This is a genomic window from Nocardiopsis sp. EMB25 (assembly GCF_026797795.1).
Lineage (GTDB): Bacteria > Actinomycetota > Actinomycetes > Streptosporangiales > Streptosporangiaceae > Nocardiopsis > Nocardiopsis lucentensis.
Window position 1 is genome coordinate 85,779 of the sequence record NZ_JAMTDN010000001.1, and the last position, 26,511, is coordinate 112,289.

Annotated in this window: 24 protein-coding genes and 1 tRNA gene; 15 read left to right on the forward strand and 10 right to left on the reverse strand. The window is 71.0% G+C overall.

Going from position 1 to position 26,511, the window contains the following annotated elements:
• Positions 1 to 101 precede the first annotated feature (101 nt).
• Positions 102 to 1,130: an MBL fold metallo-hydrolase gene (locus KIK06_RS00395; RefSeq protein WP_268641447.1), complete on the reverse strand. Its 1,029-nt coding sequence runs from the start codon at positions 1,128 to 1,130 to the stop codon at positions 102 to 104.
• 374 nt (positions 1,131 to 1,504) lie between these two features.
• On the opposite strand from KIK06_RS00395, the gene KIK06_RS00400 reads away from it, so the two are divergent.
• Positions 1,505 to 2,140: a TetR family transcriptional regulator gene (locus KIK06_RS00400; RefSeq protein WP_268645815.1), complete on the forward strand. Its 636-nt coding sequence runs from the start codon at positions 1,505 to 1,507 to the stop codon at positions 2,138 to 2,140.
• A gap of 23 nt (positions 2,141 to 2,163) precedes the next feature.
• Here the strand turns inward: KIK06_RS00400 and KIK06_RS00405 are convergent, their stop codons facing one another.
• A complete protein-coding gene (locus KIK06_RS00405) occupies positions 2,164 to 3,600 on the reverse strand; it encodes an RNA polymerase sigma factor (protein ID WP_268641448.1) in 1,437 nt (478 codons plus the stop codon).
• A 168-nt stretch (positions 3,601 to 3,768) separates the two neighbouring features.
• Positions 3,769 to 4,767, reverse strand: coding sequence for a quinolinate synthase NadA (gene nadA, locus KIK06_RS00410; protein ID WP_268641450.1), 999 nt, complete (start codon positions 4,765 to 4,767; stop codon positions 3,769 to 3,771).
• A gap of 136 nt (positions 4,768 to 4,903) precedes the next feature.
• Here nadA and KIK06_RS00415 point away from each other — a divergent pair, with 136 nt between their 5' ends.
• Entirely contained in the window at positions 4,904 to 5,635 is a 732-nt protein-coding gene (locus KIK06_RS00415) for an NUDIX hydrolase (protein WP_026128207.1), read from the forward strand.
• Between the two features lie 111 nt (positions 5,636 to 5,746).
• Here KIK06_RS00415 and KIK06_RS00420 read toward each other — a convergent pair whose 3' ends face one another.
• Positions 5,747 to 6,838: an IS110 family transposase gene (locus KIK06_RS00420; protein ID WP_268641451.1), complete on the reverse strand. Its 1,092-nt coding sequence runs from the start codon at positions 6,836 to 6,838 to the stop codon at positions 5,747 to 5,749.
• Between the two features lie 335 nt (positions 6,839 to 7,173).
• On the opposite strand from KIK06_RS00420, the gene KIK06_RS00425 reads away from it, so the two are divergent.
• From KIK06_RS00425 to KIK06_RS00445, 5 genes are all read left to right on the forward strand, one after another.
• On the forward strand, positions 7,174 to 7,845 hold the full coding sequence (locus KIK06_RS00425) for an HAD family hydrolase (RefSeq protein WP_268641452.1): 672 nt from the start codon (positions 7,174 to 7,176) through the stop codon (positions 7,843 to 7,845).
• Between the two features lie 157 nt (positions 7,846 to 8,002).
• Positions 8,003 to 9,118, forward strand: coding sequence for an ABC transporter ATP-binding protein (locus KIK06_RS00430; RefSeq protein ID WP_268641453.1), 1,116 nt, complete (start codon positions 8,003 to 8,005; stop codon positions 9,116 to 9,118).
• Positions 9,115 to 9,876 carry an ABC transporter permease gene (locus KIK06_RS00435; protein ID WP_268641454.1) on the forward strand — a complete coding sequence of 254 codons (762 nt, stop codon included), beginning with the start codon at positions 9,115 to 9,117 and terminating at the stop codon, positions 9,874 to 9,876. Before KIK06_RS00430 ends, KIK06_RS00435 begins: the two co-directional genes overlap by 4 nt.
• Before the next feature lie 2 nt (positions 9,877 to 9,878).
• Positions 9,879 to 10,559, forward strand: a complete 681-nt coding sequence (locus KIK06_RS00440; protein WP_017601939.1) for an ABC transporter permease — start codon at positions 9,879 to 9,881, stop codon at positions 10,557 to 10,559.
• Between the two features lie 32 nt (positions 10,560 to 10,591).
• Positions 10,592 to 11,500, forward strand: a complete 909-nt coding sequence (locus KIK06_RS00445; protein WP_017601940.1) for an ABC transporter substrate-binding protein — start codon at positions 10,592 to 10,594, stop codon at positions 11,498 to 11,500.
• A 108-nt stretch (positions 11,501 to 11,608) separates the two neighbouring features.
• Here the strand turns inward: KIK06_RS00445 and KIK06_RS00450 are convergent, their stop codons facing one another.
• The 3 genes from KIK06_RS00450 to sppA form a co-directional block, all read right to left on the reverse strand.
• A complete protein-coding gene (locus tag KIK06_RS00450; RefSeq protein WP_268641455.1) occupies positions 11,609 to 12,889 on the reverse strand; it encodes a L,D-transpeptidase in 1,281 nt (426 codons plus the stop codon).
• 101 nt (positions 12,890 to 12,990) lie between these two features.
• Positions 12,991 to 13,449 (reverse strand): flavin reductase family protein, encoded by a 459-nt coding sequence (locus KIK06_RS00455; protein WP_040691879.1) that lies wholly within the window; start codon positions 13,447 to 13,449, stop codon positions 12,991 to 12,993.
• A gap of 20 nt (positions 13,450 to 13,469) precedes the next feature.
• Entirely contained in the window at positions 13,470 to 15,197 is a 1,728-nt protein-coding gene (gene sppA / locus KIK06_RS00460) for a signal peptide peptidase SppA (RefSeq protein ID WP_268641456.1), read from the reverse strand.
• Positions 15,198 to 15,379: 182 nt separating this feature from the next.
• Between sppA and KIK06_RS00465 the strand changes: the two genes are divergently transcribed.
• The 4 genes from KIK06_RS00465 to KIK06_RS00480 all read left to right on the forward strand — a co-directional run bounded on the left by KIK06_RS00465 (position 15,380) and on the right by KIK06_RS00480 (position 20,470).
• Complete coding sequence (locus tag KIK06_RS00465; RefSeq protein ID WP_017601945.1) at positions 15,380 to 16,084, forward strand: hypothetical protein; 705 nt, start codon at positions 15,380 to 15,382, stop codon at positions 16,082 to 16,084.
• Positions 16,085 to 16,225: 141 nt separating this feature from the next.
• Complete coding sequence (locus tag KIK06_RS00470) at positions 16,226 to 17,548, forward strand: M16 family metallopeptidase (protein WP_026128210.1); 1,323 nt, start codon at positions 16,226 to 16,228, stop codon at positions 17,546 to 17,548.
• 43 nt (positions 17,549 to 17,591) lie between these two features.
• Positions 17,592 to 18,938, forward strand: coding sequence for a M16 family metallopeptidase (locus KIK06_RS00475; protein ID WP_017601947.1), 1,347 nt, complete (start codon positions 17,592 to 17,594; stop codon positions 18,936 to 18,938).
• Between the two features lie 353 nt (positions 18,939 to 19,291).
• Positions 19,292 to 20,470: a serine/threonine-protein kinase gene (locus KIK06_RS00480; protein WP_268641458.1), complete on the forward strand. Its 1,179-nt coding sequence runs from the start codon at positions 19,292 to 19,294 to the stop codon at positions 20,468 to 20,470.
• Positions 20,471 to 20,544: 74 nt separating this feature from the next.
• Here KIK06_RS00480 and KIK06_RS00485 read toward each other — a convergent pair.
• Both KIK06_RS00485 and bcp read right to left on the reverse strand, forming a co-directional pair.
• Positions 20,545 to 20,619: transfer RNA gene (locus KIK06_RS00485), tRNA-Leu, on the reverse strand.
• Between the two features lie 78 nt (positions 20,620 to 20,697).
• Entirely contained in the window at positions 20,698 to 21,180 is a 483-nt protein-coding gene (gene bcp, locus KIK06_RS00490) for a thioredoxin-dependent thiol peroxidase (RefSeq protein WP_026128211.1), read from the reverse strand.
• 326 nt (positions 21,181 to 21,506) lie between these two features.
• On the opposite strand from bcp, the gene KIK06_RS00495 reads away from it, so the two are divergent.
• Positions 21,507 to 22,631 carry a CDP-alcohol phosphatidyltransferase family protein gene (locus KIK06_RS00495; protein ID WP_017601949.1) on the forward strand — a complete coding sequence of 375 codons (1,125 nt, stop codon included), beginning with the start codon at positions 21,507 to 21,509 and terminating at the stop codon, positions 22,629 to 22,631.
• Positions 22,632 to 22,648: 17 nt separating this feature from the next.
• Positions 22,649 to 23,044, forward strand: coding sequence for a DUF3618 domain-containing protein (locus KIK06_RS00500; RefSeq protein WP_017601950.1), 396 nt, complete (start codon positions 22,649 to 22,651; stop codon positions 23,042 to 23,044).
• Between the two features lie 292 nt (positions 23,045 to 23,336).
• Here the strand turns inward: KIK06_RS00500 and KIK06_RS00505 are convergent, their stop codons facing one another.
• The gene (locus tag KIK06_RS00505) at positions 23,337 to 24,569 is read right to left on the reverse strand and encodes an alanine racemase (protein WP_268641460.1); all 1,233 of its coding nucleotides are present in this window, start codon (positions 24,567 to 24,569) and stop codon (positions 23,337 to 23,339) included.
• A 172-nt stretch (positions 24,570 to 24,741) separates the two neighbouring features.
• On the opposite strand from KIK06_RS00505, the gene purU reads away from it, so the two are divergent.
• Together purU and KIK06_RS00515 are read left to right on the forward strand one after the other, a co-directional pair.
• Positions 24,742 to 25,632, forward strand: coding sequence for a formyltetrahydrofolate deformylase (gene purU / locus KIK06_RS00510; protein WP_268641461.1), 891 nt, complete (start codon positions 24,742 to 24,744; stop codon positions 25,630 to 25,632).
• 394 nt (positions 25,633 to 26,026) lie between these two features.
• A complete protein-coding gene (locus KIK06_RS00515) occupies positions 26,027 to 26,509 on the forward strand; it encodes an Asp23/Gls24 family envelope stress response protein (RefSeq protein WP_026128212.1) in 483 nt (160 codons plus the stop codon).
• The last annotated feature ends 2 nt before the right edge of the window (positions 26,510 to 26,511 follow it).

A 26,511-nucleotide genomic window follows, 5' to 3' on the forward strand; every position in this document is an offset into this window, starting at 1 on the left:
GGCGTCCCGGTGTGGGCGCGCGTGCTCGCCGGTGAACAGGCGTCCCATATGTTACTCGGGAGTTTTGTGCGGATCGGTGCCGGGCTGGTTGGTAAGGGATCCTATGTGTGGCTCGCCTGGCCGGTGACGGCGACCCATCGGGGACGGTCGTCGGTTCCGTGTCGGGCGGCGCGGCCCCGTTCCTCAAGGGTGCGCAGGTGGGCGGCGGTCTCGGCGGCGGCCATGTGGCGGGCCAGGAGACGCATGTCCTGCCAGGGACGCTTCCAGCGCAGGCGCGAGGTGAGTTCCCACAGGGTGGCGGGCCCCTCGTCCAGGAGCGCGGTCATCGCGTCGAGGCGCTCCTCGTGGTGGGCGACGATCGTCGCGGTGCGGTCGGGCAGGCCGGTGAACCGCCGCTCGTGTGAGGGAAGGCACAGCAGACGGTCGGCCCCGGGGAGGGCACCGACGGTTCGCTGGGAGGTCAGGAAGTCGCCGAGCGGGTCCCCGGCGGGTGTGTCCAGGGGGAAGTGGCCCACGTGCGGGGTGATGCCGGGCAGGACGTGGTCGCCGGTGAAGAGCATGTCGGCGTCGGCCAGGCGCAGGCACAGGTGCCCGGGTGTGTGCCCGGGGGTCCACAGGGTGCGTAGGTCGCGGCCGGGCAGGTCGACGGCCGCGCCGTCGTCCAGGGCGAGGTCGGGTAGAGCGGAGGGGTCGATCACGTGGGGGTCGGCGAGGAAGGCGTCGACGTCCTCGTCGGGGAACCCGGCGGCGCGGAACTGCTCGGCCACGGAGTCGGCGCGTTCGCGCGCGCCGGTGGCGGCCAGCTGTTCGGTGACGGCGATGTCGGCGGGGTGCATCGCGATCCAGGCGTCGGAGGAGGCGCGCAGACGGGCGGTGAGTCCGGAGTGGTCGGGGTGGAAGTGGGTGAGGACGGCGCCGCGGATGTCCTCGACCGCGTGTCCGGTCTGTTTGACGCCCTGGACGAGTCCGTCCCAGGAGTCGTCGTGGTTCCATCCGGTGTCCACGAGCACGGGGCCTCGGTCGCCTTCGACCAGGTAGACGAGGGTGGCGCCGAGGGGGCTGTGGGGGATGGGTACCGGTAGGCTCCACACGCCGTTGCCGAGGTCTTCGACCGGGGGGACGTCGTTCATGCTCGGGGCGACCTCTCCACTAGAAACCGAATCTGATTCGATTCTAGGGGTGGGCGCCCCGGGCGGGGGCGCGCGGGGTTCGGGTGGAGGGAGATGGTGGAGTGGTGTGTCCGGGAGGTGTCGGACTGTCACATCGGCGGCAAATAGAACATATTCTACAAATGCGATCGAGGGATCCGAAAACCCTGTCCATCTCTTCGTATTGCTACTGCCACGTCGGGCAATGAGGCGAGGATCATGGGTTCGAAGCACTCCACGAACGGGAAATCCTTAGATAACGTGTTCTCGGTCGGAGCCCAGAGCGGGCGCCGGCTCCACGAACGGCGGCGCGGCCGGCGGACGGCGCGCGACTGATGACGAACGGGAGAGACCCTGTGGCGGTGCAGGCGCCGACTGGAACCATGTCGCGAAGTCAGACCCAGCGCCGCAAGCGCATCGTGCAGACCGCCGCGGCCCTGGCCGTGCGCGGCGGCGTCGACGCCATGCAGATGCGCTCGGTGGCCGAGCGTGCCGGGGTCGCCCTCGGCACCCTCTACCGTTACTTCCCCTCCAAGATGGACCTCGTCGTCGCGGTGGTCACCGAGGAGCTCGACCTGCTGGAGGGCGGTATCGTCCGCCGTCCGCCCACCGCGGACACCCCCGCGGGTCGCGCGGTCGACGTCCTGCTGCGCGCCACCCGGGGCCTGATGCGCGAGCCGGAACTGGCCGACGCGCTCGTCCGGTCGCTCATCATGGCCGAGGTCAAGATCGAGCTCGACACACGTATCTCCGACCTGGTGTGGCGCGTGGCCACGGGCGACCTGGAGGGGGTCGCGCCCGCCGAGGAGCCGGTCGAGGGTGGCGACGGCCAAGCACCGGTCGACCGCGACGAGGTCGGGTACGTCCTGGTCGGTTCGCTGACCAGCGTGTGGATCTTCGAACTGGTGGAGATCCTCAAGGGCCGCCGTGACGTCGATGAGGTCGAGCGGCGCCTGCACACGGCCGCCGAGCACCTGCTCGCCCCGTTCTGACCGGGTTCGGGAACCGGCGGGGCTCAGCCGTCGCCGAAGAGGAAGTCCAGCAGCCCGTCGAACAACCCGTCCTCGGACTTCTCGCCGTCGGGGACGGGGGTGCTCTCGTCCTCCGGGTTCTGCGAGGGGTCCTCGTCCTGCGTACCCCCCGACTCCTCCGGTGAGGGTGAACTCGGTGCCTCCGAGGGCGAGGGGGAGGGCGCCTGCGGGGGCGGATCGCTCTGCTCGGTCCCTCGCACCGGCTCCTTCGTGGGGTGCCCGGACGGCGCCGCGTCGTCTCCCCTCTGGTGGCCGCTCTGGGGGTCGTGCGCCTGGTCGGGGGCGCCCGTGTCCGGTTCCGCGACCGGTCTGCCGTCCGAGGTGGTGGATGCCGCCTCCAGGTCTTGGGTCATGGGGCTGCGCTCGGCGTCGGCGTTGTCGGTGCCGATGATCGTGGAGGGAGCGCCGAGCGCGCTGGCCCACCACCACAGGGCGACCGCGAGGACCACCGTGATCACCCCGGAGACGGCGGGCAGCGGCCATCGGCGCGGGGAGGCGCCGTCGTCTTCGGCGCCCGGGGCGGTCGACGGCCCGGGCAGCGGTGTGGTCGTCTCGGCGCGGACCGGGTGGTCACGGGTGGTGACACGGTCTCCGGGCAGGGCGCGCGGCAGTTGTTCGGCTGCGGGCTCGGCGGGCTCCGGGGCGGGTTCCTCGACGTCCTCGCTGGCGCGGGCGCGGTGTACCGGGTACCCGTCGCTGGTGAGCGGGTGCATGGCCGCGCCGATTCGCTCGCGCCGCTCCGCGTGGTCGGGGTCCACGCAGGTGCGCACGACCAGGTCGCGCAGGCCCGGGGGAGGCCCCGGCGGGCGCAGCAGCGCCAAGGTGAAGGACACCTCCTGGACCCGGGCGCGCCACGTGGCGGCCGGTGAGTCGGGCCTTTCACCGTCGTTCCCGTCGAGGTCGGACAGCCCGTCGGCGGCGCGGCGGATCGCGGAACGGGACAGTTCGCCGCACAGCTGGGTGTCCAGGCCGAGGATGCGGGCGATGGCCGAGACCGGCAGCGCGTGGCGCAGGTTGAGTTCGACGAGTTCCCGGTGGCTGGCGGGCAGTCGCGCGAACATGCGTGCCGCGGGTGCCTCGGCGGGCATCGTGGCCAGGCGGGTGTAGGGGCAGGTGAGGGCGAAGCCGCGGCGCTGGCAGGCTGAGCGGACCAGGGCGTAGAGCCAGGGGCCCCGGTCCGCGGGGTCGGCGAGCTCGTCGGCCAGGACCACACTGGCGACCAGGCCGTCGTGCACGGCCTCGGCGACACGGTCGGCGGCCTCCCTGGAGGCGGTGCCGCCCACCGGTTCGGTGGCGTGGTTCGGATCGGCCCCGCCGCCCAGCAGAGACCAGGCGTACCGGTACAGGGCCGGTGCGAAGGCGTCGTAGAGCTGCTCGACCGCCTCCGGGGTTGGTTCGTCGCTTTCGATGCCTCTGGTCACGATTCTCCCCCCGCTTCACCCGAGACGGTAGCGGGGGCAGGCGCGCGGCGCGGGCGTTTCGGTGACCTTCGCCATGAAGGTGAGGGTTCTGTTATCGCGGACGGGGACGTGACCGGCCCGGTGCGGTTCCGGGCCGGTCACGGAGCGGTCGGGTTCCGGAACCGACCGCTACTCGCCGCCTCGGGAGGGGGATCCGATGGCGATCATCCGCTCGACGGAACGGCGGGCGCGCTCGGAGGTCTCGGCGTCGACGGTGATCTCGGTCGTGCCGTGGCGCAGCGAGCCGAGGAGCTTGTCGGCGTCGATCATCTTCATGTAGTGGCACTCGGCGCGGTTGTTGACCGGCTCGAACTCGGTGGTCGCGTTGGCGTTGCGCAGCTGGTGCAGCATTCCGGTCTCGGTCGCGATGAGCACCTTCTTGGCGGTGGTGTTCTCCGCTGCGGTGAGCATGCCGCCGGTGGAGAGCACCTTGACGCGGTCCTCCGGGACGGCGCCGCTGCCCACGAGGTAGAGGGCGGAGGTGGCGCAGCCGCACTCGGGGTGGACGTAGACCTCGGCGTCGGGTTCGGCCGCGACCCGCTCGCGCAGGGTGTGGCCGTCGATCCCGGCGTGCACGTGGCACTCGCCCATCCACACGTGGATGTTGTCCCGGCCGGTGACGCGCTTGACGTGGGCGCCCAGGAACTGGTCGGGGAGGAAGAGGATCTCCTGGTCCTCGGGGATGGACCGGATGACGTCGGCGGCGTTGGAGGAGGTGCAGCAGATGTCGGTCTCGGCCTTGACCGCCGCGGTGGTGTTGACGTAGGCGACGACGACCGCGCCCGGGTGCTCGGCCTTCCAGGCGCGCACGTCCTCGGCGGTGATGGTGTCGGCGAGGGAGCACCCGGCGTTGGGGTCGGGCAGCAGGATCGTCTTCTCGGGGGCGAGAATCTTCGCGGTCTCGGCCATGAAGTGCACGCCACAGAAGACAATGGTGCTGGCGTCGACGTTCGCGGCCAGGCGGGAGAGGGCCAGCGAGTCGCCGGTGTGGTGGGCGACGTCCTGGATTTCCGGGCGCTGGTAGTTGTGCGCGAGGATGACGGCGTCGCGCTCGTCCGCCAGGCGGCGGACCTCGGCGGCCCATTCCTGCCTGGTCATGGTGTCCGCCGTGGCGGTGACCGGTGCCATGTCCTACTACTTCCTTGAGGCTGTGGGCACGTCGTACGGGCTCCGTGCCAGTGGTGGTCGGTGCTGGTGGACAGGTTTTAGCCTGTCAGGCACAAACCTGATTCAGCTTAACATGGCGTGGAACGGAAGGGACAGGGTGGACATCCTTAAAGGAAACGGACAGGTGGCCACGCGTGGTACGGAGGAGAGCGAACCGCTCTCCGCTCACGAGGCCCTGGCCGTCGTCCTGCAGATTCGCGCCGGAGAGCTGTGCGTCCTGCTGTGGCGGCGGGCACTGCCGCCGTGCGAGGGCGAGTGGTCGCTGCCCGGCGGCAGGCTGGGCCCGGACGAGAGCCTGGGCTCCTCCATCCGGCGCCAACTCGCGCAGAAGGTGGACGTGCGCGACCTGGCCCACCTCGAACAGCTGGAGACCCGCAGCGACCCCACCCGGCATCCCCGCCGCCGGACACTCGCCACCGCCTACCTCGGCCTGGTCCCCGCCCACATCGACCCCGTCGTGCCCGAGGACACCGGCTGGCACCCGGCCGCCGATCTGCCACCGATGGCCTTCGACCACGCCGCCATCGTCCGCTCCGGGCGGCTGCGACTACGCGCCAAACTGGGCTACACCAACGTGGGCTTCGCCCTGGCGCCACCGGAGTTCACGATGTCGGAGCTGTCGGGCTACTACCGGGCGGCCCTCGGCTACGACGTGGCCGCCACGAACCTGCGCCGCGTCCTGCTGCGGCGCGGCCAGATCGAGGAGACCGGCCGATCCGTCCCCTCCGGCCGTTCGGGCGGGCGCCCCGCCGCGCTCTTCCGGTTCCGCGCCCGCGAACTGGAGATCACCGACGCCTTCGCCGTCCTGCGCCCGCCCGAACGCGGCTGAGGCCCCGAACACGGGTCTGTTTCCTGGAACAGTTACCCCTGGGGGTTTCGTTCGGGCGCTGGCAGGGTTCTTGTGGATGGGACTGCGCCGCAGGCGATGCTCCTATGGGTGTCAAACGGCTTGGGTGAGGTCTTTGCGTGGGGTGCCGCAGACGGTGCTGGTGGTGCGGATCGACCGCATCAGGACGGGATAGACCTCGCGGGCCACATAGCGTTTGAGGCAGCGCATGATCTCCTTCGTGGACAGCCCATCGCGGGTGCGGCGTTCGACGTAGGCGCGGGTGCGCCCGTCGCAGCTCATCCGGGTCAGCACGATGGTGTGCAGCGCGTGGTTGGCGGCCCGGTCACCGCCCCGGTTGAGCCGGTGCCGGTCCCGCCTGCCGGAGGAGGCCGGGATCGGTGCGGCCCCGCACAGGTGGGCGAAGGCCGCCTCCGAACGCAGCCGGTCGGGGTTGTCCCCGGCGGTGGCCAGTAGCTGCCCGGCCACCTCGGGGCCCACCCCCTTGAGGTTCAGCAGGCCAGGAGCGGTCTGGGTAGTCAGGGGCTTGAGGTGGGTGTCGAGCTCGGTGATCTCCTCGTCCAGGGCACCGATTCGCTTGGCCAGGCGGCGCAGCGCGGCCTTGGTCGCCTGGGTCGGGTCGGCCAGGTCCGGCCCGGGCCGCAGCCGGGCGCACGCCTGGACCAGGGCCTTGGGTGAGAGCCCGCGCAGCGTCGAGCGGAGCTGTTCGGGAGCGGTGACCAGCAACTGGTGGAGCTGGTTGAGGGCCTGGGTGCGGGCTTTGACCGCTGAGCGGCGTGCCACGCGCAGGGCGCGGATGGACTCCACAGCGCCGTCGCGGGTCTTGGGGGTGCCGCTGGCCCGGCCGGAGGCCACTGCTTGGGCGGCGGCGTAGGCGTCGATGGGGTCGGACTTGCCCTTGGACCGGCGTGTCTTGCGGTCGGGGCGGTCGACCTCCACGACCCTCAGGCCGGTGCGGGTCAGGGTGCGGGCGAGTTCAGCGCCGTAGGAACCGGTGCCCTCCACGCCGATGGCGGCCAGGGGGCCGAAGGAGTCCAGCCAGGTGAGCAGTTGTTGGTAGCCGGTGCCGGTGGCGTCGAACTCCTTGTCGGCCAGGTGGCGGCCCAGGTGGTCGATGACGGCGGCGTGGTGGGTGTCGTGGTGGGTGTCCACGCCCGCTGTGACTTTCAGGGCTTGATCGGTCATGCTGGTTACCGCTGTCCTGTCGTTGGTTCCGGTGGGGTGGCACGCGTCGGCCGGGCGGGCGGACAAGACTGTGGTGGGGCTTGTTGGGCCAAGCTCCTATGAGGTCACATGCCCGTCCGGTCGTGTGCGGTGGTTTCCCCGTACGGGTCGACAGATCGTCTGCGAGACAGTCGCTGAGGGCGTCAGTCCGTTGGTGGGTCAGAGCCCGTTGGAGAAGCCACCACACATCCTCACAGTCCGTTGAGGGTGGTGGCGGGCGACGGGCGGGCCAAAGCGAAGCGGAGGACCAGAACAAACACGACCGTGGTCCGGCACGCCTTGTACACTCCCTGTCCGTGGCAATTCGTACTGTGGTGTTCGACGTCGGCGAGACGCTGGTCGACGAGACGCGGATCTTCGCTCGCTGGGCCGACCGCCTCGGAGTCCCGCACATGGCGTTCTTCGGCACCATCGGCGGTGTCATCGCCTCGGGCGGTACTCTGACCGACGCGTTCGATCTGGTCGTGCCCGGATTCGACCTGGCGGCCGAGAGCGCGCGCTGGCGCGCCGAGGACCCCGGGGGCGAGCGCGAGCACTTCGGCGAACGCGACCTGTACCCCGACGTGCGCCCGGCGTTCGACACCATGCGCCGGGCCGGTCTGTCCCTCGTCATCGCCGGGAACCAGCCCCCCGAGGCCGGACCGGCGCTGGCCGCCATGGACCTCGGCGTCGACGGCATCGGCATCTCCGACGACTGGGGCGTGAGCAAGCCCGACCCCGCCTTCTTCGACCGTGTCCTCAAGCTCGCCGACGCGGCCCGGCCCGGGATCGGCGCGGACGAGATCCTGTACGTCGGCGACCGCGTCGACAACGACGTCCTGCCCGCGCGCGCGGCCGGGATGCGCGCCGCCCTGCTGCGGCGCGGTCTGTACGGCTACCGGCACGCCGCCACCCCCGAGGCGCGAAGGGCCGACACCGTCGCCGACGACCTCCACCAGCTCGCCGACTGGGCCGCTGAGCGGACCTGAGCGCGCATTCCGGTGCGCGGCGTCGGACATCTCACGTCGCACAGGTGTCCGAAGCGGTCCGGCGTGTCGTCCGTTTGATCTACCTTCGCCTGGGTAGCGTGCGATCCTGCGTACGCCTCCGACCACCACCCGCCCCCGAATGGAGGCAGCCCGGCCGATGATCACGTTCGAGGGTGCCAGCAAGCACTACCCCGACGGCACGGTCGCCGTCGCCGACCTGGACCTGACCGTCGAGACCGGGGCGACCACCGTGTTCGTCGGTCCCTCCGGCAGCGGCAAGACCACGTCGCTGCGGATGATCAACCGGATGGTCGAGACCACCGGAGGGACCATCCGGATCGACGGCGAGGACATCCGGCGCCAGGACCCCGCCGTGCTGCGCAGGTCCATCGGCTACGTCATCCAGCAGGCGGGCCTCTTCCCGCACCGCACCGTCCTGGACAACATCGCCACCGTGCCCCTGCTCCTGGGCTGGCGCAGGGCGAGGGCGCGGGCGCGCGCCGCCGAGCTGATGGAACTCGTCGGACTCGAACCGGCCCAGGCCCGCCGCTACCCGCACCAGCTCTCCGGCGGGCAGCAGCAGCGCGTGGGCGTCGCCCGAGCCCTGGCGGCCGATCCGCCGATCCTGCTCATGGACGAGCCGTTCAGCGCCGTCGACCCCGTCGTGCGGACCACCCTCCAGGACGAACTCCTGCGCCTCCAGCAGGAGCTGCACAAGACCATCGTGTTCGTCACGCACGACATCGACGAGGCCGTCCGGCTGGGCGACCGCATCGCCGTCTTCCGGCCGGGAGGCGTGCTCGCGCAGTACGCCGCCCCCGAACGCCTGCTCGCCGAGCCCGCCGACGCGTTCGTCGAGTCCTTCATCGGCTACGACCGGGGCGTGCGCCGCCTGTCCTTCTTCCCCGCGCGCGACCTGTCCCCGCACGAGGACACCGTGTTCGACGACCAGACCCGGGCCGAGGACGCGCGCGACATCGCCGCGGGCCACGGCAGCCCGTGGGTGCTGGTGGTCAGCGCCGAGCGCATGCCCCTGGGCTGGGTCGGCACCGACCACCTCTCCCGGGTGCCCGCCGGGGTCCCGCTCGGCGACCTCGATCTGGCGCCCTACGGCCACACCTTCAACATCGGCACCGACTCGCTGCGAGCCGCCCTGGACGCGGCGGTGCTCTCCCCGGCGGGCAGGGCGGTCGGTGTGGACGAGGACGGACGCGTGGTCGGCGTGGTCTCGCAGGACGACCTGGGCACGGCGATCTGGTCGGTGACCGAGTGAGCGCGGCCGAGGCGGCGCACGCGGGGGCCGCCGCCTGGGACTGGGTCACGGGCGTCGCCCAGTGGGGCGTCGACAACTGGAGCCGACCGGGTGAACCCGACCGCGGTATCCGACCGAGGCTGGTCCAGCACATGCGGTTGTCGTACGTGTCGATCGGTATCGGGCTGGCGCTGGCCCTGCCCCTGGGGCTGGCGTGCGCGCGGTGGAGGCGGCTCTATCCGCCGGTGCTGACCGGTGTGAACGTGCTGTACGCGGTGCCCTCGATCGCGCTGTTCTTCCTCATGCTGCCCTACACCGGGTTCAGTGAGTGGACGGCGATCGTCCCGCTGGCGCTGTACACCCTGGTCATCCTGTTGCCCAACGTCGTGGACGGGTTGCGGCAGGTACCCGACCACGTGCGTCAGGCGGCGGTCGCGATGGGCTTCGGGCCGTTGCGCCGACTGGTGTCCGTGGAGTTGCCGGTGGCGGTCCCGGTGATCATCGCCGGGCTACGGGTCGCCTCCGTGGCCACCATCAGCATGGTCAGCGTCGCCTCCCTCGTCGGGTTGGGCGGACTGGGCCAGCTGATCCTCACGGAAGGGTTCCGGCGCCAGTTCGACGCGCCCATCGTCACCGGCATCCTGCTCACCGTCGCGCTGGCGCTGGTGACCGACGCCGTACTCGTTCTGGCTCAGCGTCGGCTCACACCGTGGGCCCACCGTGACCGGGCCCGGACCAGGCGTGTCCGGGCGGCCTCCGCGCAGGCGGGGAAGAGGTAGCCGTGGACATCCTGATCGATCTGTACCAGTGGTTCGCCGACCCCGCGCAGTGGTCCGGAGCCTCCGGGATCCCGGCCCGGCTGGTCGAGCACGTGTACTACTCGGCACTCGCGCTGGTGCTGTCGAGCGCTGTCGCTGTGCCGCTGGGCCTGCTCACCGGGCACACCGGCGTGGGCGGGTTCGCCACGACCAGCCTCGCCAACTTCGCCCGCGCCCTGCCGACCATCGGGGTGCTCTTCCTCGTCGTGCTGTTCGCGGGCATCGGCCTGGTTCCGGTGGTGTGCGCCCTGGTCGCGCTGGCCGTACCGCCGATCCTCGTCAACACCCACGAGGGGGTGCGCGGGGTCGAGCCGCGGTTGAGGGACGCCGCCCAGGGGATGGGCATGCGCGGCCGCGAGGTGCTCATGCGGCTCGAACTCCCGGTGGCCACGCCTCTCATCCTCATCGGTATGCGCACCGCCGCGGTACAGGTCGTGGCGACCGCGACCATCGCCGCGTACGTCGGTGTGGGCGGCCTGGGGCGGTACATCGTGGACGGACAGGCCCGCCAGGACCTGACGATGATGCTGGGTGGTTCCGTGCTCGTGGTGGCGCTGGCCGTGGCCACCACGCTCCTGTTCGCCGGGTTGCGGAGGTTGCTCGTCGCACCCGGACTGCGCGCCGAGACGGCGTCGGCGCGCTGAGGCGCGCACACCGTGAGAGAGAAGGTTGGGACATGCGGAACAGAATCGCCCTCGCCGGGCTCCCGTTGGCGCTGCTGCTGAGCGCGTGCGGTGGGAGCGACCCCTACGAGGAGGGCGGCTCCGGCGAGGAGGGCGCCGGCGGCGACGGCTCCGTCGTGGTCGGGTCGGCCGACTTCCCCGAGAGCCAGCTGCTGGCGGAGATCTACGGGCGGGCGATGGAGGCCGCCGGGGTCGACGTCGACTACCAGATGGGCATCGGCAGCCGAGAGGTGTACTACTCGCAGATCGAGTCCGGCAACCTGGCGGTCTTCCCCGAGTACAACGGGGCCATCCTGGCCTACCTCGACGAGGACGCCCCCAGCGGCACCAGCGAGGAGACCAACGCGCTGCTGGCGGAGGCGCTGCCGGAGGGGCTGGAGATCCTGGACTCCTCGGCCGCGGAGAACAAGGACTCGGTGACGGTCACCCGGGAGACCGCCGACGAGTACGACCTGGCCAGCCTGGCCGATCTCGCCGAGGTCTCCGGGGAGCTGACGCTGGGCGGGCCGCCGGAGTTCGAGACGCGGCAGCAGGGCGTGGTCGGCCTGGAGGAGGTCTACGGGATCGAGTTCGGCTCCTTCCGCTCGCTCGACGTGGCCCTGCTGACCCAGGCGCTCCTCGACGGTGACGTGCAGGCCGCGAACCTGTTCACCACCGACCCCCAGATCGCCGCGAACGGTTTCGTGGTGCTGGAGGACCCGGAGAACCTGTTCGGCGCGCAGAACGTCACCCCGTTGGTCAACTCCGAGCAGGTGGGGCCGCAGGCGCGTGAGGCGCTCGACGCGGTGTCCGCCGCGCTGACCACCGAGTCGCTCACCGAGCTCAACGAGCGCGTGATCGTCGACAACGAGAACGCGGCGGACGTCGCCGAGGAGTGGCTGTCCCAGGAGGGCCTGGCCTAGCTTTCTTCGGGCCTGCCGCCTCGCTCGGAGTGAGGCGTTCCCGAGGACGGGACGGGCCGCACACGATGATCCGTGTGCGGCCCTCCTGCGTTCCGGGGGCGGTGGTGGCTACAGGCCCTCGCCGTGGACGGAGCCGGGGGTGCCGCCGGTGGTGGCGTAGGCGCCGGTCGCGCCCTTGTCCTGCCACTCGTCGAAGGACAGCTGCCAGTAGCCCCAGCCGTTGTACCACTCCACCTCGCGGTCGGTGCCGGTGGTCTCCAGGACGTCGCCCAGCGCGGTGTTCTCGTACAGCCAGCGGGCGTCCTCCATACGCAGGTTGGTGCACCCGTTGGAGGTGTTGGCGATGCCGATGTTGGTGTTGTAGGACGCCTCGTGCAGGTACTCGCCCGAGTTCGTGGTGCGGATGCCGTACCTGACCGTGGTGTTGTAGCCGGCCATGTCCTCGGGCATGTCCGTGGTGGAGGAGTCCATGGTCACGGTCTCCTGCCGTTGCATCAGGACGTGGCTGCCGCTGGTCGTGGTGTTGAACCGCACGGTGGCGGCGCCGTTGCTGACCGGGATGACGCGCTCCTGCTCGCCGTCGGTGGTGACGACCAGTTCGTGGTCGGGCACGTGCATCGTCAGGATCCGCTCGGCGCCGATCTCGAACTCGAGGCGGTGGTTCTTGATGCCGTACACGCCGTCGGCGGCCTCCACCCCCGCCAGGTGCATGTCCACGGCGACGCTCTGGTGGGGTTCCCAGTACTCCTCGGGCCGGAAGACCGCCGTCGTGTCGTTGTCCAGCCATCCCCAGGCCCCGGTGACGCCCTGGTCGGATACGACCTCCATGGCGCTCTCCACCTGGGCCTTGTTGGTCACCGGCAGGTCGAAGTTGACCACGATCGGCATGCCCACGCCGACCGTCTGCCCGCTGTTGGGGAAGTTGCTCACCAGCTCCAGGCGCTGCCCGGCGACGGCGGGCGCGGTCGTGAACTCGGCGGTCTCCTCGGTCGTCCCGCCCGATCCCTCCGCCACGGTGGCGGTGACGGTCACCTCCGCACCGGGGCGCAGAGCCCAGTCGCTGACCCACTCGGTGGCGTCCCCGTTGAGGGACCCCGTCATCGAGTAGAGGTCGCCGTCCCCCGTCTCGTCCCCGTCCGGCGAGCTCGCCCCGTCGACCACCTCCTGCTCCACCCGCACGTCGGTGATGGTGCCGCCCTCGGCGGCCACGCGGACGGGGGTGTTCGGCGCGACCTCCCCGGCCCCCGGGGTGATGCTCAGCTCGACGGACCCCGACGCGTTGTTCTGGGTTTCCGCTTCACTGGTGGTGCAGGCGGTCGCGGCGAGGGCGAGCGCCGTCAACCCGATGCCGAGTCCGCGCACCCCCGCCGCGTGGTTCCTGGCCGCCACGTGTGAACCTCCATGCCATCCGTTGACCATCCAAGAGATGGGATGCGCGGAGACACAAAAGGTTCAAGGATTCATCAAATCCACATACTTCAGCGGGGCGGTCAGGCCAACGAGTGGTAGCGGCCCGACCACCGGGCCAGTGCCGGGCCCGTTCCCCCGACCTCGGGCAGTCCGGTGACGTCGGCGAAGAACACCACGTGGTCGCCGATCGCCACCCGATGGCGGACGGAGCACTCCAGCGCGGCCAGCGCGTCGTCCAGCACCAGGGCACGCGTGCGCTCGCCCCGGTGGTGCGGTTGCCCGGAGACGAGCAGTCGCGCGCTGGGGCGGCCCTCAGCCGAGAACCGGCCGGCCAGGGCGCGCTGTCCGGCGCCCAGCACGTTCACCGCGAACGCACCGACCTCCTCGATCACCTCGGCCATGTACCCGTCCGCGTGCACACTCACCGACACGATCGGCGGGTCCGCGGACACCGACCCGAAGGCACTGACCGTCGCACCGACGTCGTCGCGGCCGTCAGCGACGGTCACCACGGTCACACCGGTCGGCACCAGCGCCATCGCGTCGAGGAACGGGCCCGTCAACGGATCTCCCAACCGTCGGCCATCGACAGCGGACCGCCCACGGGCAGTCCCATCGCCAGGGCGGCGTTCTCCAGCGCCCCCCACGGGCTGAGCGTGGACTGCGGCTGGGCGGAGGCCAGGTCCTCACTGGACTCGTGCGGACGGAACCGGTCGAGCGGGTGCGTGCGGGGGAAGGTCCGCAGCGGCAGCGGTCCCGCCCCGGCCCTCTCCCGGGCCAGGCGCACGGCCGTCGCCAACCCGCCCAGCTCGTCCACCAGCCCGCGCTCGAGGGCGTCCCGGCCGGTCCACACCCGGCCCCGGGCCACCTCGTGCACCTGTTCGCGCGTCATGCCGCGCGCCTGGGCGACCTTGCCGACGAAGTCGTCGTAGATCTCGTCCAGCAGCGCGTTCACGCGCTCCCACTCGGACTCGGTGAACGGGCGGTCGGTGTCGAACATGCCCGCGTGCTCGGCGCTGCTCACGGAATCGGTGGTGACGCCGAACCGCTCCATCAGCGCCCCGAACACCGGCTTGCCGGTGATCACGCCGATCGACCCGGTGATCGTGCCCGGTTGGGCGACGACCGCGTCCGCGCCCAGGGTCACGTAGTAGCCGCCCGACCCGGCGACGTCGCCCATGGCGGCCACCACGGGGATTCCGGCCTTGCCGGTCAGTTCGCTCTCGCGGCGGATCGCGTCGGAGGCGGTCGGGGAGCCGCCGCGGCTGTCCACCCGGAAGACGACGGCCTTGACCCGCGGGTCGCGCCGCGCGGCGCGGAAGGCGGCCGTCACGGTGTCCGAGCCCATGATCGTGCCCCCGCCCAGCGGGGAGCGGCGGGACCGGCCCAGAGTGATCGCCCCGTTCGCGGAGATCAGCGCGATGTACCCGGGGCCCTCGCCCACCGTGGGCCTCGGTACGGGCGTGTGCTTGCGGTGGTAGCGGGCGACGTAGAGCAGTTCGGGCTCGTCCTTGCCCGGGTGCTCCTCGCGCACCTGGCCCAGGAGGTCCTCGTACACCTCGTCGCGGTAGGCCAGCGCGTCGACCAGACCGGTGTCGAGCGCCTCCTTGGGCATGAACGGACCACCCGAGACGAGCTCGCGTACCTTGTCCTCGGTCAGCCCGCGCGCCTCGGCGACGGCTTCGACGATCTGGTCGCTGAGGGAGGTGACGATCCGGTCGGTGGCCTCGCGGTGGGCGTCGGTGAAGCCGGTCTCGGTGACCCCGTTGAGGGCGTTCTTGTACTCGTGGCGTTTGCCGACCTCGTACCGGACGTCGAGCTTGTCGATGGCGCCCTTGACGAAGGTGCTGCGCATGATCAGGCCGGTGAGCCCCAGGACCCCGGTCGGGGACATCACCACGCGGGAGAACGCGCACGCGAGGTAGTAGGGGAGGTTGCCCGAGCCCAGCTCACCGAAGGAGTCGGCCCAGGCGATCGCGGTCTTGCCCGAGGCCCGGAAGTCGGCGACCGAGTCCCGCAGCTCCTGGGTCTTGGCGAACCCGAGCGGGCGGCCGTCGATGCGCACGATCAGGGCCGCCACCTTGGGGTCGCGCGCACCCCGCCGGATGCCCTCGACGACGTCGAGGAAGTGCTGCCGACGGCGGTTCATGAGCTGGCCGATCGGGTCTCCGGGGGCCTCGTCGGCGACCCCCTCGGTCAGGTCCAGCTCCAGCACCAGCGGCCCGTGCGGGCCGGGGCGCAGACGCGGGAGGGACAAGGGCTCCGTGATCTTCGACAGGTCCACCATGAACCCAGACTAATGGCCGGTGAGCGGACTTCCCCCGTGCCGCCGCGCGGACCGCGCCCCCTGGCCGCGGGGGCCTGGGGAGTGCACGGGCGGTGGGCGGGAGCGCCAGGGCGTGTTCGCCGGATATGCCTTATGGTCATGGGTGTTCTGAGCACGGGACGCACGGCTGAGAGGGACGACGCATGGCGGGCACGAAGGACGGGGCCGTCCACGGTCGACGGTGGCGGACACCCGCCGCGCGCACCGGTGTGGGAGTGGCGGCGGCCGCGACGGCGATGCTGGTGCTCGGCGCCTGTTCCGGCGGCGGTGGCGGTGAGGGCGACCCCGAGATGCGGTTGGGCGACAGCGGTCTCATGGCCGCGGTCGATCCCCCGAGCGCGGGCCCCGAGGGTTTCAGCCCGGTGGACGTCGCGGGGATCGCGATCAACGCGCCGGAGGGGTGGGAGGTCCAGAACGAGGGTGACTCGCTGTGCATGACCCCGCCCGGGCAGGCCGCGTGCGCCTACGGTTCGGTGCGGCTCGTCCCCCGGGCGGCGGCCAACCACCCCCAGGGCTGGCCGAACGAGGGCGAGGCCTTCAAGGACGAGAACGGGTGGGCCGCCAACCCGGACAACTGTCGCAGCCTCAACACGGCTGCCTCGGGCAACATCGGGGTGGAGGGCGCCGCGCTCACCTTCTCCGGCTTCTTCGAGGACCACGCGGACGGTCTGGTCTCCCACCAGTCCGTGTGGGAGGTGCGGTGCGTCAACGGTGAGAACTTCGAGGTGCGTATGTGGTTCCTGCCGATCAGCGACGTCCTGCTCTACGTCTGGTCAGCGGACCCCCAGTACGACGAGGTGTACACCGCTGTCGCCGAGTCCATGGACACCACCGGCTACCAGGACTGAGTCCGGCCGGCCCCGCCGCTTCCACCTCCGTATGCGGCCGATCACGCGATGGGTGTCCGGAAGCCCTCCAGAGGCCGTAGGGTCGTAGTCGTCAAGTGACGATGACAGTTCGGCTACGGCGCGAATCGGGGTGCAACACTGGTGACGACCAATGAAGCGGCGGGACGTGTGGGTCAGTACACGCTCGACAACGGATTGCGTTTGGTGACCGCACCGGCGTCCACCGGGCGGGTCGCCGCCGTCAACCTCTGGTACGGGGTCGGCTCCCGCCACGAGGTGCCTGGGCGCACCGGGTTCGCGCACCTGTTCGAGCACCTGATGTTCCAGGGCAGCGGCAACGTCGTCAAGGGTGAGCACTTCGAGGTGGTCGAGCGGCTCGGCGGCGACATCAACGCCTCCACCTCCACCGACCGCACGAACTACTACGAGACGGTCCCCGAGCACGCGCTCGACCTCATCCTGTGGCTGGAGGCCGACCGCCTGTCGACCCTGCGCGACGGGATGACCCAGGAGGTCCTGGACAACCAGCGCGACGTCGTCAAGAACGAGCGGCGCCAGCGTTACGACAACCAGCCCTACGGAACGGCCCTGGAGCGCATCCTGCGCCTGGCCTACCCCGAGGGGCACCCGTACCACCATCCGACCATCGGTTCCATGGCGGACCTGGACGCGGCCGACCTCGACTACGTCAAGTCCTTCCACAAGGCGCACTACGGTCCGGACAACTGCGTCCTGACCGTCGTCAGCGACCTGGACCCCGAGGACGTCCTGGCCCGCGTCGAGCGGTTCTTCGGCCCCATCCCCGCCCGTGACACCCGTCCCGAGGCGCCCGACGCCGCCCTGCCCGCGCCGCTGGGCGGCCCGGTCCGCGACGCGGTGACCGAGACCGTGCCCGCCGCCGGTGTGTTCGCCGGGTTCCGCGTCGCCCCCTACGGCACGCGCGACTTCGACGTCATGCACCTGGCCTCGGCCGTGCTCGGCCAGGGCCAGGGCAGCCGTCTGTACCGCGCCCTGGTGGTCGACCGGCCCATCGCCGCCGACGACGGCGGGGCGGCCGCCGACATCCTGTCGTTCCGCTACACCGACAGCCTCCTGCTGGTGAACATGCTCGCCCGCGAGGGTGTCAGCGGCGACGAGCTGGAGACCGCGATGCGTGAGGAGATCGCCAAGCTCGCCACCGGTATCACCGAGGAGGAGCTCGACCGCGCCCGCGCCGTCCTGGAGCGCGACCACCTCCAGTCGATCTCCAGCCCGGCGGGCCTGGCCGACGCCATCGGCAGCGCCACGCAACTGCTCGGCGACCCCGAGCTGGTCTTCACCTGGCCCGAGCGTTGGGTCGACATCACCGCGGAGGAGGTGCGCTCGGCCGTCGAGCGCCTGCTGGTGGACGACAACCTGCTCGTGGTCCGTTTCGACCCCCAGGCGGCCGAGACGTCCCCGGAGCCCGAGCCCGCCGTCTCCTAGTCACAGGCCCTGTCACCGCAAGCCGCAGAAAGAGCCGCAGAGCATGCCGAACACCCGTCCGGACCTCGGTGCCCCAGCGTCCTACTCGTTTCCCAAGCCCCAGCGGATCAGCGTCGGGGGCGGCACGGTCGTCGCCGTCGACGTGCCCGGCCAGCAGCTGGCCTCCCTCCGCCTCGTCCACCCGCACGGTGGCGCCGCCGAACCGCTCGACGCCATGGGCGTCAGCGCCCTCACCAGCGAGGTCCTGGAGGACGGCCCCGACGGCAACAGTTCCCTCGCCCCGGCCCTGGAGCGCCACGGCGCCGAGTGGGTTTCCCGGGTCACCTGGGACGCCTTCATCACCGGCCTCGACGTCCCGGTGAACCGCCTGGGCGAGGCGGTGCGCCTGTTCTCCGACGCCGTGCGCCGTCCCGCGCTGGCCGCCGACGACGTCGTCCGCCGCCGCGACCAGCTCCTGGAGCGGTTCTGGCTGGAGTGCGCGTCCGCGTCCACGCTGGCCATGCGCAGCCTGGGCGGACAGCTGTTCACCGGGCGCTACGCCACACCGCTGGCGGGCGGCCCCGTCCGTCTCGCCGACGTCACGCCCGAGACGGTCGCGCGCTTCCACAACGACTTCGTCGCCTCCGTCGCGGGAACCCTCGTGGTCGTCGGCGACCTGACCGGCGTGGACCTGGAGGCCCTGGGCAAGACCGTGTTCGGGGACGTCGCCTCCCTGCCGGAGCCGGAGTTCACCGCCCCCGCCCCGCCGCCCGGGGAGCTGCCCCGCCTGCTCATCGTGGACCGGCCCGGATCGGTGCAGTCGGCCCTGGTCATCGCGCACCGGTCCCCGTCGCGCTCCCAGGTGGACCTGCCCCGCGCCGAAGGCATCGGCGAGGTGCTCGGCGGGATGTTCACCTCCCGCCTCAACATGGAGCTGCGCGAGCGTCTGGGCTACACCTACGGCGCCGGCGCGCGGTTCGACCTGCGCCGCGACAGCGGGGTCTTCTTCGCGTCCACGCAGGTGGAGGCGGACACCACCGCGCACTCGATCACCTCGTCCCTGGAGCAGTTCGCCAAGCTCCGCGAGTCCGGGGTCACCGAGGAGGAGCTGTCCGCGGTCCGCGAGTCCAACATCGTGGGCCTGCCGGTGAGCTACTCGACCGCGCGTGCCATCGCGGGCGCGCTCGTGGACATCGTCGTGCACGACCTGCCCGACGACTACGTCGACCGCAACCGGGCCGGGTACGAGCGGCTCACCCGGTCCGACCTGGACTCCGCGGCCCTGGAGTACCTGCACCCGGAGGAGGCGGTCGTGGTCGTGGTCGGCGACGCCGAGCGCCTGCGCCAGCCCCTCACCGACATCGCCGTGGGCCCGGTCCAGGTGCGCACTCCCGAGTCGCTCTGGTCCTGACGCCGTGCGCGGGCGCGGTACCCGTCCGGACACGGGCGCCGCGCCCGTCCTCGCCCCCGGCCCCGGGCAAGGAACGGTCAAGGAGAGGTAGGTCACCGCATGTGTGCCCGCCTACCGGACATAACGAAAACGAACCTATGTATCAGTGTTCCGGCAACGACCAGCATGGACCCCGGGTGCGCCTGATATAACGAGTGATCCGTGCACCTACGTGGTGACAGCGACCGCAATGCTCCGCAGGAGGCCGCCATGACCGGTGAATGGACCCGTGGATAACCTTGTCCTCCCTAGACAACCCCCACACCCAGCGGCCCGAGGCGTCGCCCGACGCGGCGTGCCCGGAGGATGCCAGCATGGCCGAAGCCGAACCTGAGGGACGGCTGCTCAAAGGGCGCTACCAACTGACCTCGGAGATCGCCAGGGGCGGCGTGGGCACCGTGTGGCGCGCCACCGACCTCGTCATCGACCGAGAGGTCGCCGTCAAGGAGCTGCGGCTGCCCGCCGACCTGAGCCGGTCCGAACGTGAGTCGCTGTTGCAGCGGACCACGCGTGAGGCCCGCGTCGCCGGGCGCCTGACCCACCCCAGCCTGGTCACGGTCCTGGACGTCGTGGACGAGGACGACCGCCCGTGGATCGTCATGGAGTTGGTGGAGGCCTCCACCCTGGAGGCGATCATCCAGGTGGGCGGCCCGCTGCCCTATCAGCGTGTGGCCGAGATCGGGCTCCAGCTGATCGACGCCCTGAAGGTGGCGCACGCCGAGGGCATCGTCCACCGTGACGTCAAACCCGACAACGTGATGATCAGCGAGTCGGGGCGCGTGGTGCTGACCGACTTCGGCCTGGCCGCGTGGAACGGGGAGTCGGCGCTCAGCGCCTCCGGGCGCATCATCGGCTCGCCCGCCTACATCCCGCCGGAGCGGGCCAAGGCTGGTCCGGTGGGGCCGGAGTCGGACCTGTGGTCCCTGGGCGCGACCCTGTACGCGGCGGCCGAGGGGCATCCGCCCTACGACCGCAAGGGCTACATCAAGATCCTGCGGGGCGAGCAGCTGGACGAGCCCGCGGAAGCGGCCAACGCCGGCCCGCTGGCCCCGGTGCTGGCCGGACTGTTGCGCGTCGAGCCCAGCGAACGGCTCACCGCGGAGAACGCCACCAAGATGCTGCGGATCGCCGCGCTGGCCCCGTGGGCGCCCGAGACCAGTCCCGAGCGCGCCGCCGACGGTCCCGCGATACCCGCGGAACCGCGTCCCGGTGGCGAGGAGCTCCCGGACCCCCACTCATCGGCCCGTGAGCAGGCCCGTGAGCACTTCCGGGCGGGGGCGCACGTGCTGGCCGAGTCCATCAACGAGCGGCTGCGCCACAGTCCCGAGGCGATGAACTCGATCATGACCTCGATCCGCGACTCCACGGACACGCTCGGCCTGACCAGTTCCGGCAAGCACGCCGAGAGCAGCCGTCTGCCGGTGGTGATCGCCGTCGTACTGGGGATCGTGGTGCTGCTGGCCGTCGTGCTGTGGGCGCTCCTGGGCCGGTAGCGCAGCGGCGGGCCCAGAACGAGCACGGCCCCGAGGACGGTTGTTCCCGTCCACGGGGCCGCCGCGAACCTCAGTGGGGCCGGCGGGATTCGAACCCGCACTGTACAGCACCTAAAGCTGCCGTCTCCTGCCAGTTGGACTACGGCCCCGTCGGGACAACTGTACCGGTGCCCGGAGGGGGTGCTGCGCCCGGCCCGAGGGGGACCGGGCACCGCCGGTGCGGGGCCTCAGACGCCGAGTTCGCGCTTGACGCGGTCGACGTGGCCGGTGGCCTTCACATTGTAGAAAGCCTTGGCGACCTTGCCGTCGGCGCCGACGACGATCGTGGAGCGGATCACGCCCTGCACGAGGCGGCCGTAGTTCTTCTTCTCCCCGTAGGCGCCGTAGGCGCGCAGGGTGTCCTTGTCGGGGTCGCCGAGCAGGGGGAAGGTGAGTCCCTCCTTGTCCCGGAACTTGGCGAGCTTGTCCGTGGTGTCCGGGGAGATGCCCAGCACCGTGAACCCGGCGGAGTCGAAGTCGCGGAGGTTGTCCCGGAAGTCGCAGGACTCCGTGGTGCAGCCGGGCGTCATGGCGGCGGGGTAGAAGTACAGAACGGCGCTTTTGCCGGTGGAGGTCAGGACCTCGCTGAGCGTGACGGGCTTGCCGTCGGCGTCGGTGAGGGTGAAGTCGGGGGCCTGGTCGCCGGGTTCCAGACGGATCGGGTCGCTCACGTGGTGTTCCAATCTGTGGCTGGCGGGGCGGTGCGCCCCGTTGTCCTTCGTCCTCACACTACGGCCCCGGGACGCGGGCCGCCGCTTCGGAGGCCGGGGCCGCCGGCTCGGGCGTCGTTCGGTTGCGATTGCGGTTCGGTTCCTCCGCGACGGCGGTGATCGGCGGTTTCATCGCCTATCGTTGACCGAACTCAGGATTTCGGTCCGGTCCGTCGCGACCCGGACCTGTACGTACACTCGGGCGACACGCCCGCTCCGGTAAGGCGGCCTCGAAGCCCCACGGGACCGGAACAGACCCGCTTCGCGTTTGGGAGTCATTGCCGACGATGCCTGGATTCACACTCGACGAGGTCAGGACGCGGACCCTCAAGCAGCGCGACTCCTGGTGGACGGTCCACCTCATGGACCCGATGGCGATCCGGCTCGTGCGCCTGTTGGCGAACCGGACGTCGGTCACGCCCAACCAGCTGACGGTGCTCGCGCTCTTCCTGGGGCTGGGCGCGGCGGTGTGTTTCGCGCTGGGCTACCGGGAGGCGCTCGCCCTGGGCGCACTGCTGTACTTCCTGTGCTTCCTGGTGGACTGCACGGACGGTAAGCTCGCCCGGCTCACCGACACCGAGTCGCTGTTCGGATCGTGGATGGACTACGTCTCCGACCGGTTCCGCGTGCTGGTGTGCGCCGTCGCCCTCATGGGCGGCCAGTACGTCGTGGCGACGGAGAACAACCCGGACTCCGCGCCCGTGGTGTTCGTGTGGCTGGCCCTGGCCGTGGTCTTCCTGGACATGTTGCGGTACCTGAACGCTCTCCAGGTGTACAAGCTGCGCCGTGAGATGCGCTCCCACCTGGCGGGGGCCCTGGAGCGGGCGCGCGCCACGCTGTCGATGCTGGAGCCGGAGGAGGACGACGGCTCGGAGCTCACCGGTGAGCGGCGCGGCGGCGCGATGAGCGACGGCGGTGAGCAGGCGGTCCTGCGGCACGGGATCGACGTCCTGGAACAGATCCTGCGCAGCCAGAACGAGCGGGAGACGCGCAACCACCGGACGGCGGGCAAGCAGCCCGACATGACCCTGCCCAAGGTGGACCTGCACCAGGAGTTCCGGACACGGTTCCCCTGGTACACGAGGTTCTGGGGGGCGTTGAACGACCGCCGGGTGCGCACCCACCTGTTCAGCGGCATCGAGTTCCAGATCGCGGTGTTCGTGATCGCCCCGGTGGCCGTCGCGGTGACCGCGATGCCCGCGGTCATCGGTTGGATCGCCGCGGTGGCGGGCGTTTTGCTGCTCGCGTTCGAGATCGCCATCATCTATAAACTGTGGTTGTCCACGCGGGACTTCTTCCGCGTGGTCGACGGAATCGATGGCGCGCTGAGATTCTCCGGTCCGTCCGACGGCGCGGAGGAAGAGAGCCGGGAGACCGGCTCGGACACGGACTCCCATTCGACCCTGCGCTGATGGAGGAAGGCAACCCAATGACGGGACGCGACACCGAGCCGCGCCAGACCCCGGCCGACATCGAGGCCGAGATCAACCGCGAACAACGGCGGTTGGCTGAGACCCTGGACCAGTTGTCCGAACAGGCCCGCCCGTCCAACATCGCGCGCAGGCAGATCAGTCGGGTCCGTGAGCACGGCGCCCGGATCGCCGACGAGGCCCGGGCGCTGGTGGCGGGGGGCGGCGCGGTGCGGGTGGAGAGCCACCTCGTGGAGCCGGAGGAGGGCAGCATCCTCCTTCGGGGTGACGAGGAGGTCGTGACCACCTACCAGGCGCGGCGCAAGCTTCCCCCTGAGGCGCTGATCCTGGCCGCGGGCGTGGGCACGGTCATCGCCGTGGGCGTGGTGGCCTGGGCGGTCCGCCGGAGTAAGTAGGCGTGGACGTTCTCTCGGGGCGGTCACCCGAGGGGGTTCGACGTTCGGGCGCCGGCAGGGTGCTGATGGACGGGGCCGCGCCGTAGGCGTCCGTGGAGGGCGACGAAGAGGGAGAAGCCGCGCCGGAGGCGTCCGTTGAGGGTGGTGGAGGGCGACGAAGAGGGAGAAGCCGCGCCGGAGGCGTCCGTTGAGGGTGGTGGAGGGCGACGGGCGGGCCGAAGCGAAGCGGCGGGCCCAGAACGAACACGGCCCGGACGACACCGTCCGGGCCCGACGTGTGCGCGGGGTTCGGTCAGAGGAAGGTGCGGCCCTCGCCCCGGTAGGTGGGGGCGTCGCCCAGGTACTCGCCAGTGTCGCCGTCGACGAGGTGCAGGGCGGCGAAGCGCTCGCACATCTCGCCCGCCTTGGCGTGGCGCATCCACACGCGGTCGCCGACCTCCAGGTCGTGCGCGGCCGCGCCCAGAAGTGGGGTCTGTACCTCGCCGGCGCCCTCGTTGGCGGTGTAGGAGAGCCCCTCGGGCAGGTACGGCACGGGTGCGCGGTGCTGGTCGGCCGGGCCCGACGCGGGGTAGCCGCCGCCCAGGACGGTGGCCACGCCGGGGGAGGGGCGGCGGACGACGGGCAGCGCGAACAGGGCTGCGGGACGGCCGTCGAAGGCGCGGAAGTGGTCGAACAGATGGGGATGGTAGAACCCTGAGCCGGCGGCGAGCTCGGTGACCGCCCGTTCCCGGCCGGTGGTGTGCAGGCTGCCGGTGCCGCCTCCGTTGACGAAGCGGACGTCGGCGACCTCGCGGACCGCACGGACGATGGCGGCCCGGCGCCGGGCGAGTTCGACCGCGGAGCGCCGCTGGACGGTGCGCAGCAGGCGGCCGAGGAGGGGTTTGCCGGGAGGGGCGTCGCCGACCCCGGCGATCTGACCCTCGTAGGCCATGACGCCGTCCAGGAGGAGTTCGGGGCGGCGGACGACGGCGCGGGCGAGGGCGGCGGCCTGAGCGGGGGTACGGACGGGGGAGCGGTAGGTGCCCACGCGCAGTCCGGGGCCGAGCGGCTGCCAACTGGTGTCGATGTCCAGGCACACGCGGATGGGGGGTGCGTCGGGGCCGCGTTCGTCGGCGGCTCGGGCGACCGCGGTGCTGATGAGGTCCAGGTGGGCGGTGGAGTCCACCATGAGGGTGATGCCGCGGGACGCCGAGGGCGTGCGCGCGAGCTGGACGAGGGCGTCCTGGTCGGCGGTGGGGTAGGCGACGAGGATGTCGTCGCTGATCGGGCCTTGTTCCTCGTCGGTCGCCAGCCAGAGTGCCTCGGGGAGGGTGAAGGCCATGACCCCCGCGTAGCCGGGCAGTTCCAGGGCCGCGCGCATCAGGTGGCGGCAGCGGAGGGACTTGCTGACGACGCGGATGGGGCGGCCGTGGGCACGTCGGGTGAGAGCGGTCGCGTTGGCGCGGAAGGCGGCCAGGTCGACGACGGCGAAGGGGGCCTGGAGTTCGCGTGTGGCCGCCTCGTACTTCTCGCGCGGGTTTGTCATGTTTTGAGGATGCCAGAACATGAATAGATTTCATATTCCTTGGAGTGGCCGTTCCCGGACGCGTGTGTGGCGGCCACGACCCGGCCGAACCCGCGCGCGGCTCGACAGGTGCCGATATCCTGGAGCATCCTGGCTGATCAGCCGGTGTCCGATCCCTGGAGTGGTTTTTTCCATGAGTGAGCGCGAGTACGTCCTGACCCTTTCGTGTCCCGACAGCAGGGGCATCGTCGCGGCGGTGGCCAACCTGCTGTCCGACCACGGTTGCAACATCACCGAGAGTCAGCAGTACGGTGACCACTACACGGGACGCTTCTTCCTGCGGATGCAGTTCGTGGCCGAGAGTGGAACGGACGGCGCGGCGGTCGGCGAGGACGCTCTGCGGGGCGCGTTCGCGGCGCTGGCCGGCGACTTCGGCGACGGGGGCGGTGACCCCGTGGTGGAGTGGAGCCTCCAGGTCCGCGACATCCGCCCGCGCATGATCGTCATGGTCTCCAAGTTCGGGCACTGCCTCAACGACCTGCTCTACCGCCAGCGCAGCGGGCTGTTGGACGTCGACATCGCCGCCGTGGTGTCCAACCACCCCGACCTGGAGTTCCTCGCCGACTCCTACGGCGTGGACTTCCACCACCTGCCGGTGACCTCGGCGACCAAGGGGGAGCAGGAGGCGCGGCTCCTGGAGCTGGTCGACTCCTACGACGTGGACCTCATCGTCCTGGCCCGCTACATGCAGGTGCTCAGCGAGCAGCTGTGCACCAAGATGTCCGGCCGGATCATCAACATCCACCACTCCTTCCTGCCGAGTTTCAAGGGCGCGCGCCCCTACCACCAGGCACACCGGCGCGGGGTGAAGCTGATCGGCGCCACGGCCCACTACGTGACCGCCGACCTCGACGAGGGGCCGATCATCGAGCAGGAGGTGTCCAGGGTCGACCACACCCACAGCCCGGAGCAGCTCACCGCGATCGGCCGGGACCTGGAGTCGGTCGCGCTGGCGCGTGCGGTCAACTGGCACGCCCAGCGCCGTGTCCTGCTGAACGGGGACAAGACGGTCATCTTCGACTGACGCGTGTGCGGTTCTCCCGGGGCGGCACGCCGGGTCGGAGCCGTTTTCGGACGCATAGGGGGGCGCCTTCGGGCGCCCTCTCGTTTTCCCGTCCACAAGGTTCGCGGCGCGGTTTTGGGGCAAGGATGGTATTGCCGTTACCTTTCTGACCTGGGAAATCTCACTCACTGTATCTTGTCGACCACGAACAGTACGTATATGGTGTGTTGAGGTAGATTCCCGTCGGTACACAGGTCGGAAACGGTGACCGGGTTTCGGTCCGCTACTCCTGGGGTGCTTCGCCCGAGGGGGAGGACAGAAATGGGTAACCGCGTGTCAGGGAGGTGGCCCCAGGCCACCGACCTCCGACACCGGCCGCGGCCACGGGTCTGGTGCACACTGCTGAGGGGGACCGGTGTCGGATACCAGGAGCGAGGCAAGGGTGCCCGGGGCCCGCGACGCGGCCCAGGGCGAGCGCGGCGCCGGAGGCGCCGGACACACGCACATCGCCGACGGCGTGGTCGCGAAGATCGCCGGGATGGCCGCGCGGGAGATCGGTGGCGTCCACGCCATGGGCGGAGGCGCGGCGCGCGCGGTCGGAGCCGTGCGCGACGCGGTGACCCGAAGCGGTGACGGCGGGTCGGTGACCCGAGGGGTCTCGGTCGAGGTGGGGGAGCGCCAGGCCGCCGTCGACATCGACCTCGTCGTCGAGTACGGCGTGGCCATCCAGGACCTGGCCGCCGCGGTGCGCCGTAACGTCACGGCCGCCGTGGAGCGGATGACCGGGTTGGAGATCACCGAGATCAACATCAGGGTCGACGACATCCACCTGCCCGACGACGGTGATGACGCAGGCGCCGAGCAGGGCGGGGGCGGCGGCGCGCCCCGGGTCCAGTAGCG

Coding starts and splice junctions, on each gene's coding strand:
- KIK06_RS00395 (WP_268641447.1), bottom strand. CDS start 1,130: ATGAACGACGTCCCCCCGGTCGAAGACCTCGGCAACGGCGTGTGGAGC.
- nadA (WP_268641450.1), bottom strand. CDS start 4,767: ATGGCACCGGTCACCGCCACGGCGGACACCATGACCAGGCAGGAATGG.
- KIK06_RS00420 (WP_268641451.1), bottom strand. CDS start 6,838: ATGACCGATCAAGCCCTGAAAGTCACAGCGGGCGTGGACACCCACCAC.
- KIK06_RS00430 (WP_268641453.1), top strand. CDS start 8,003: ATGATCACGTTCGAGGGTGCCAGCAAGCACTACCCCGACGGCACGGTC.
- KIK06_RS00445 (WP_017601940.1), top strand. CDS start 10,592: ATGCGGAACAGAATCGCCCTCGCCGGGCTCCCGTTGGCGCTGCTGCTG.
- KIK06_RS00455 (WP_040691879.1), bottom strand. CDS start 13,449: ATGGCGCTGGTGCCGACCGGTGTGACCGTGGTGACCGTCGCTGACGGC.
- sppA (WP_268641456.1), bottom strand. CDS start 15,197: ATGGTGGACCTGTCGAAGATCACGGAGCCCTTGTCCCTCCCGCGTCTG.
- KIK06_RS00465 (WP_017601945.1), top strand. CDS start 15,380: ATGGCGGGCACGAAGGACGGGGCCGTCCACGGTCGACGGTGGCGGACA.
- KIK06_RS00475 (WP_017601947.1), top strand. CDS start 17,592: ATGCCGAACACCCGTCCGGACCTCGGTGCCCCAGCGTCCTACTCGTTT.
- KIK06_RS00480 (WP_268641458.1), top strand. CDS start 19,292: ATGGCCGAAGCCGAACCTGAGGGACGGCTGCTCAAAGGGCGCTACCAA.
- KIK06_RS00495 (WP_017601949.1), top strand. CDS start 21,507: ATGCCTGGATTCACACTCGACGAGGTCAGGACGCGGACCCTCAAGCAG.
- KIK06_RS00500 (WP_017601950.1), top strand. CDS start 22,649: ATGACGGGACGCGACACCGAGCCGCGCCAGACCCCGGCCGACATCGAG.
- KIK06_RS00505 (WP_268641460.1), bottom strand. CDS start 24,569: ATGACAAACCCGCGCGAGAAGTACGAGGCGGCCACACGCGAACTCCAG.
- purU (WP_268641461.1), top strand. CDS start 24,742: ATGAGTGAGCGCGAGTACGTCCTGACCCTTTCGTGTCCCGACAGCAGG.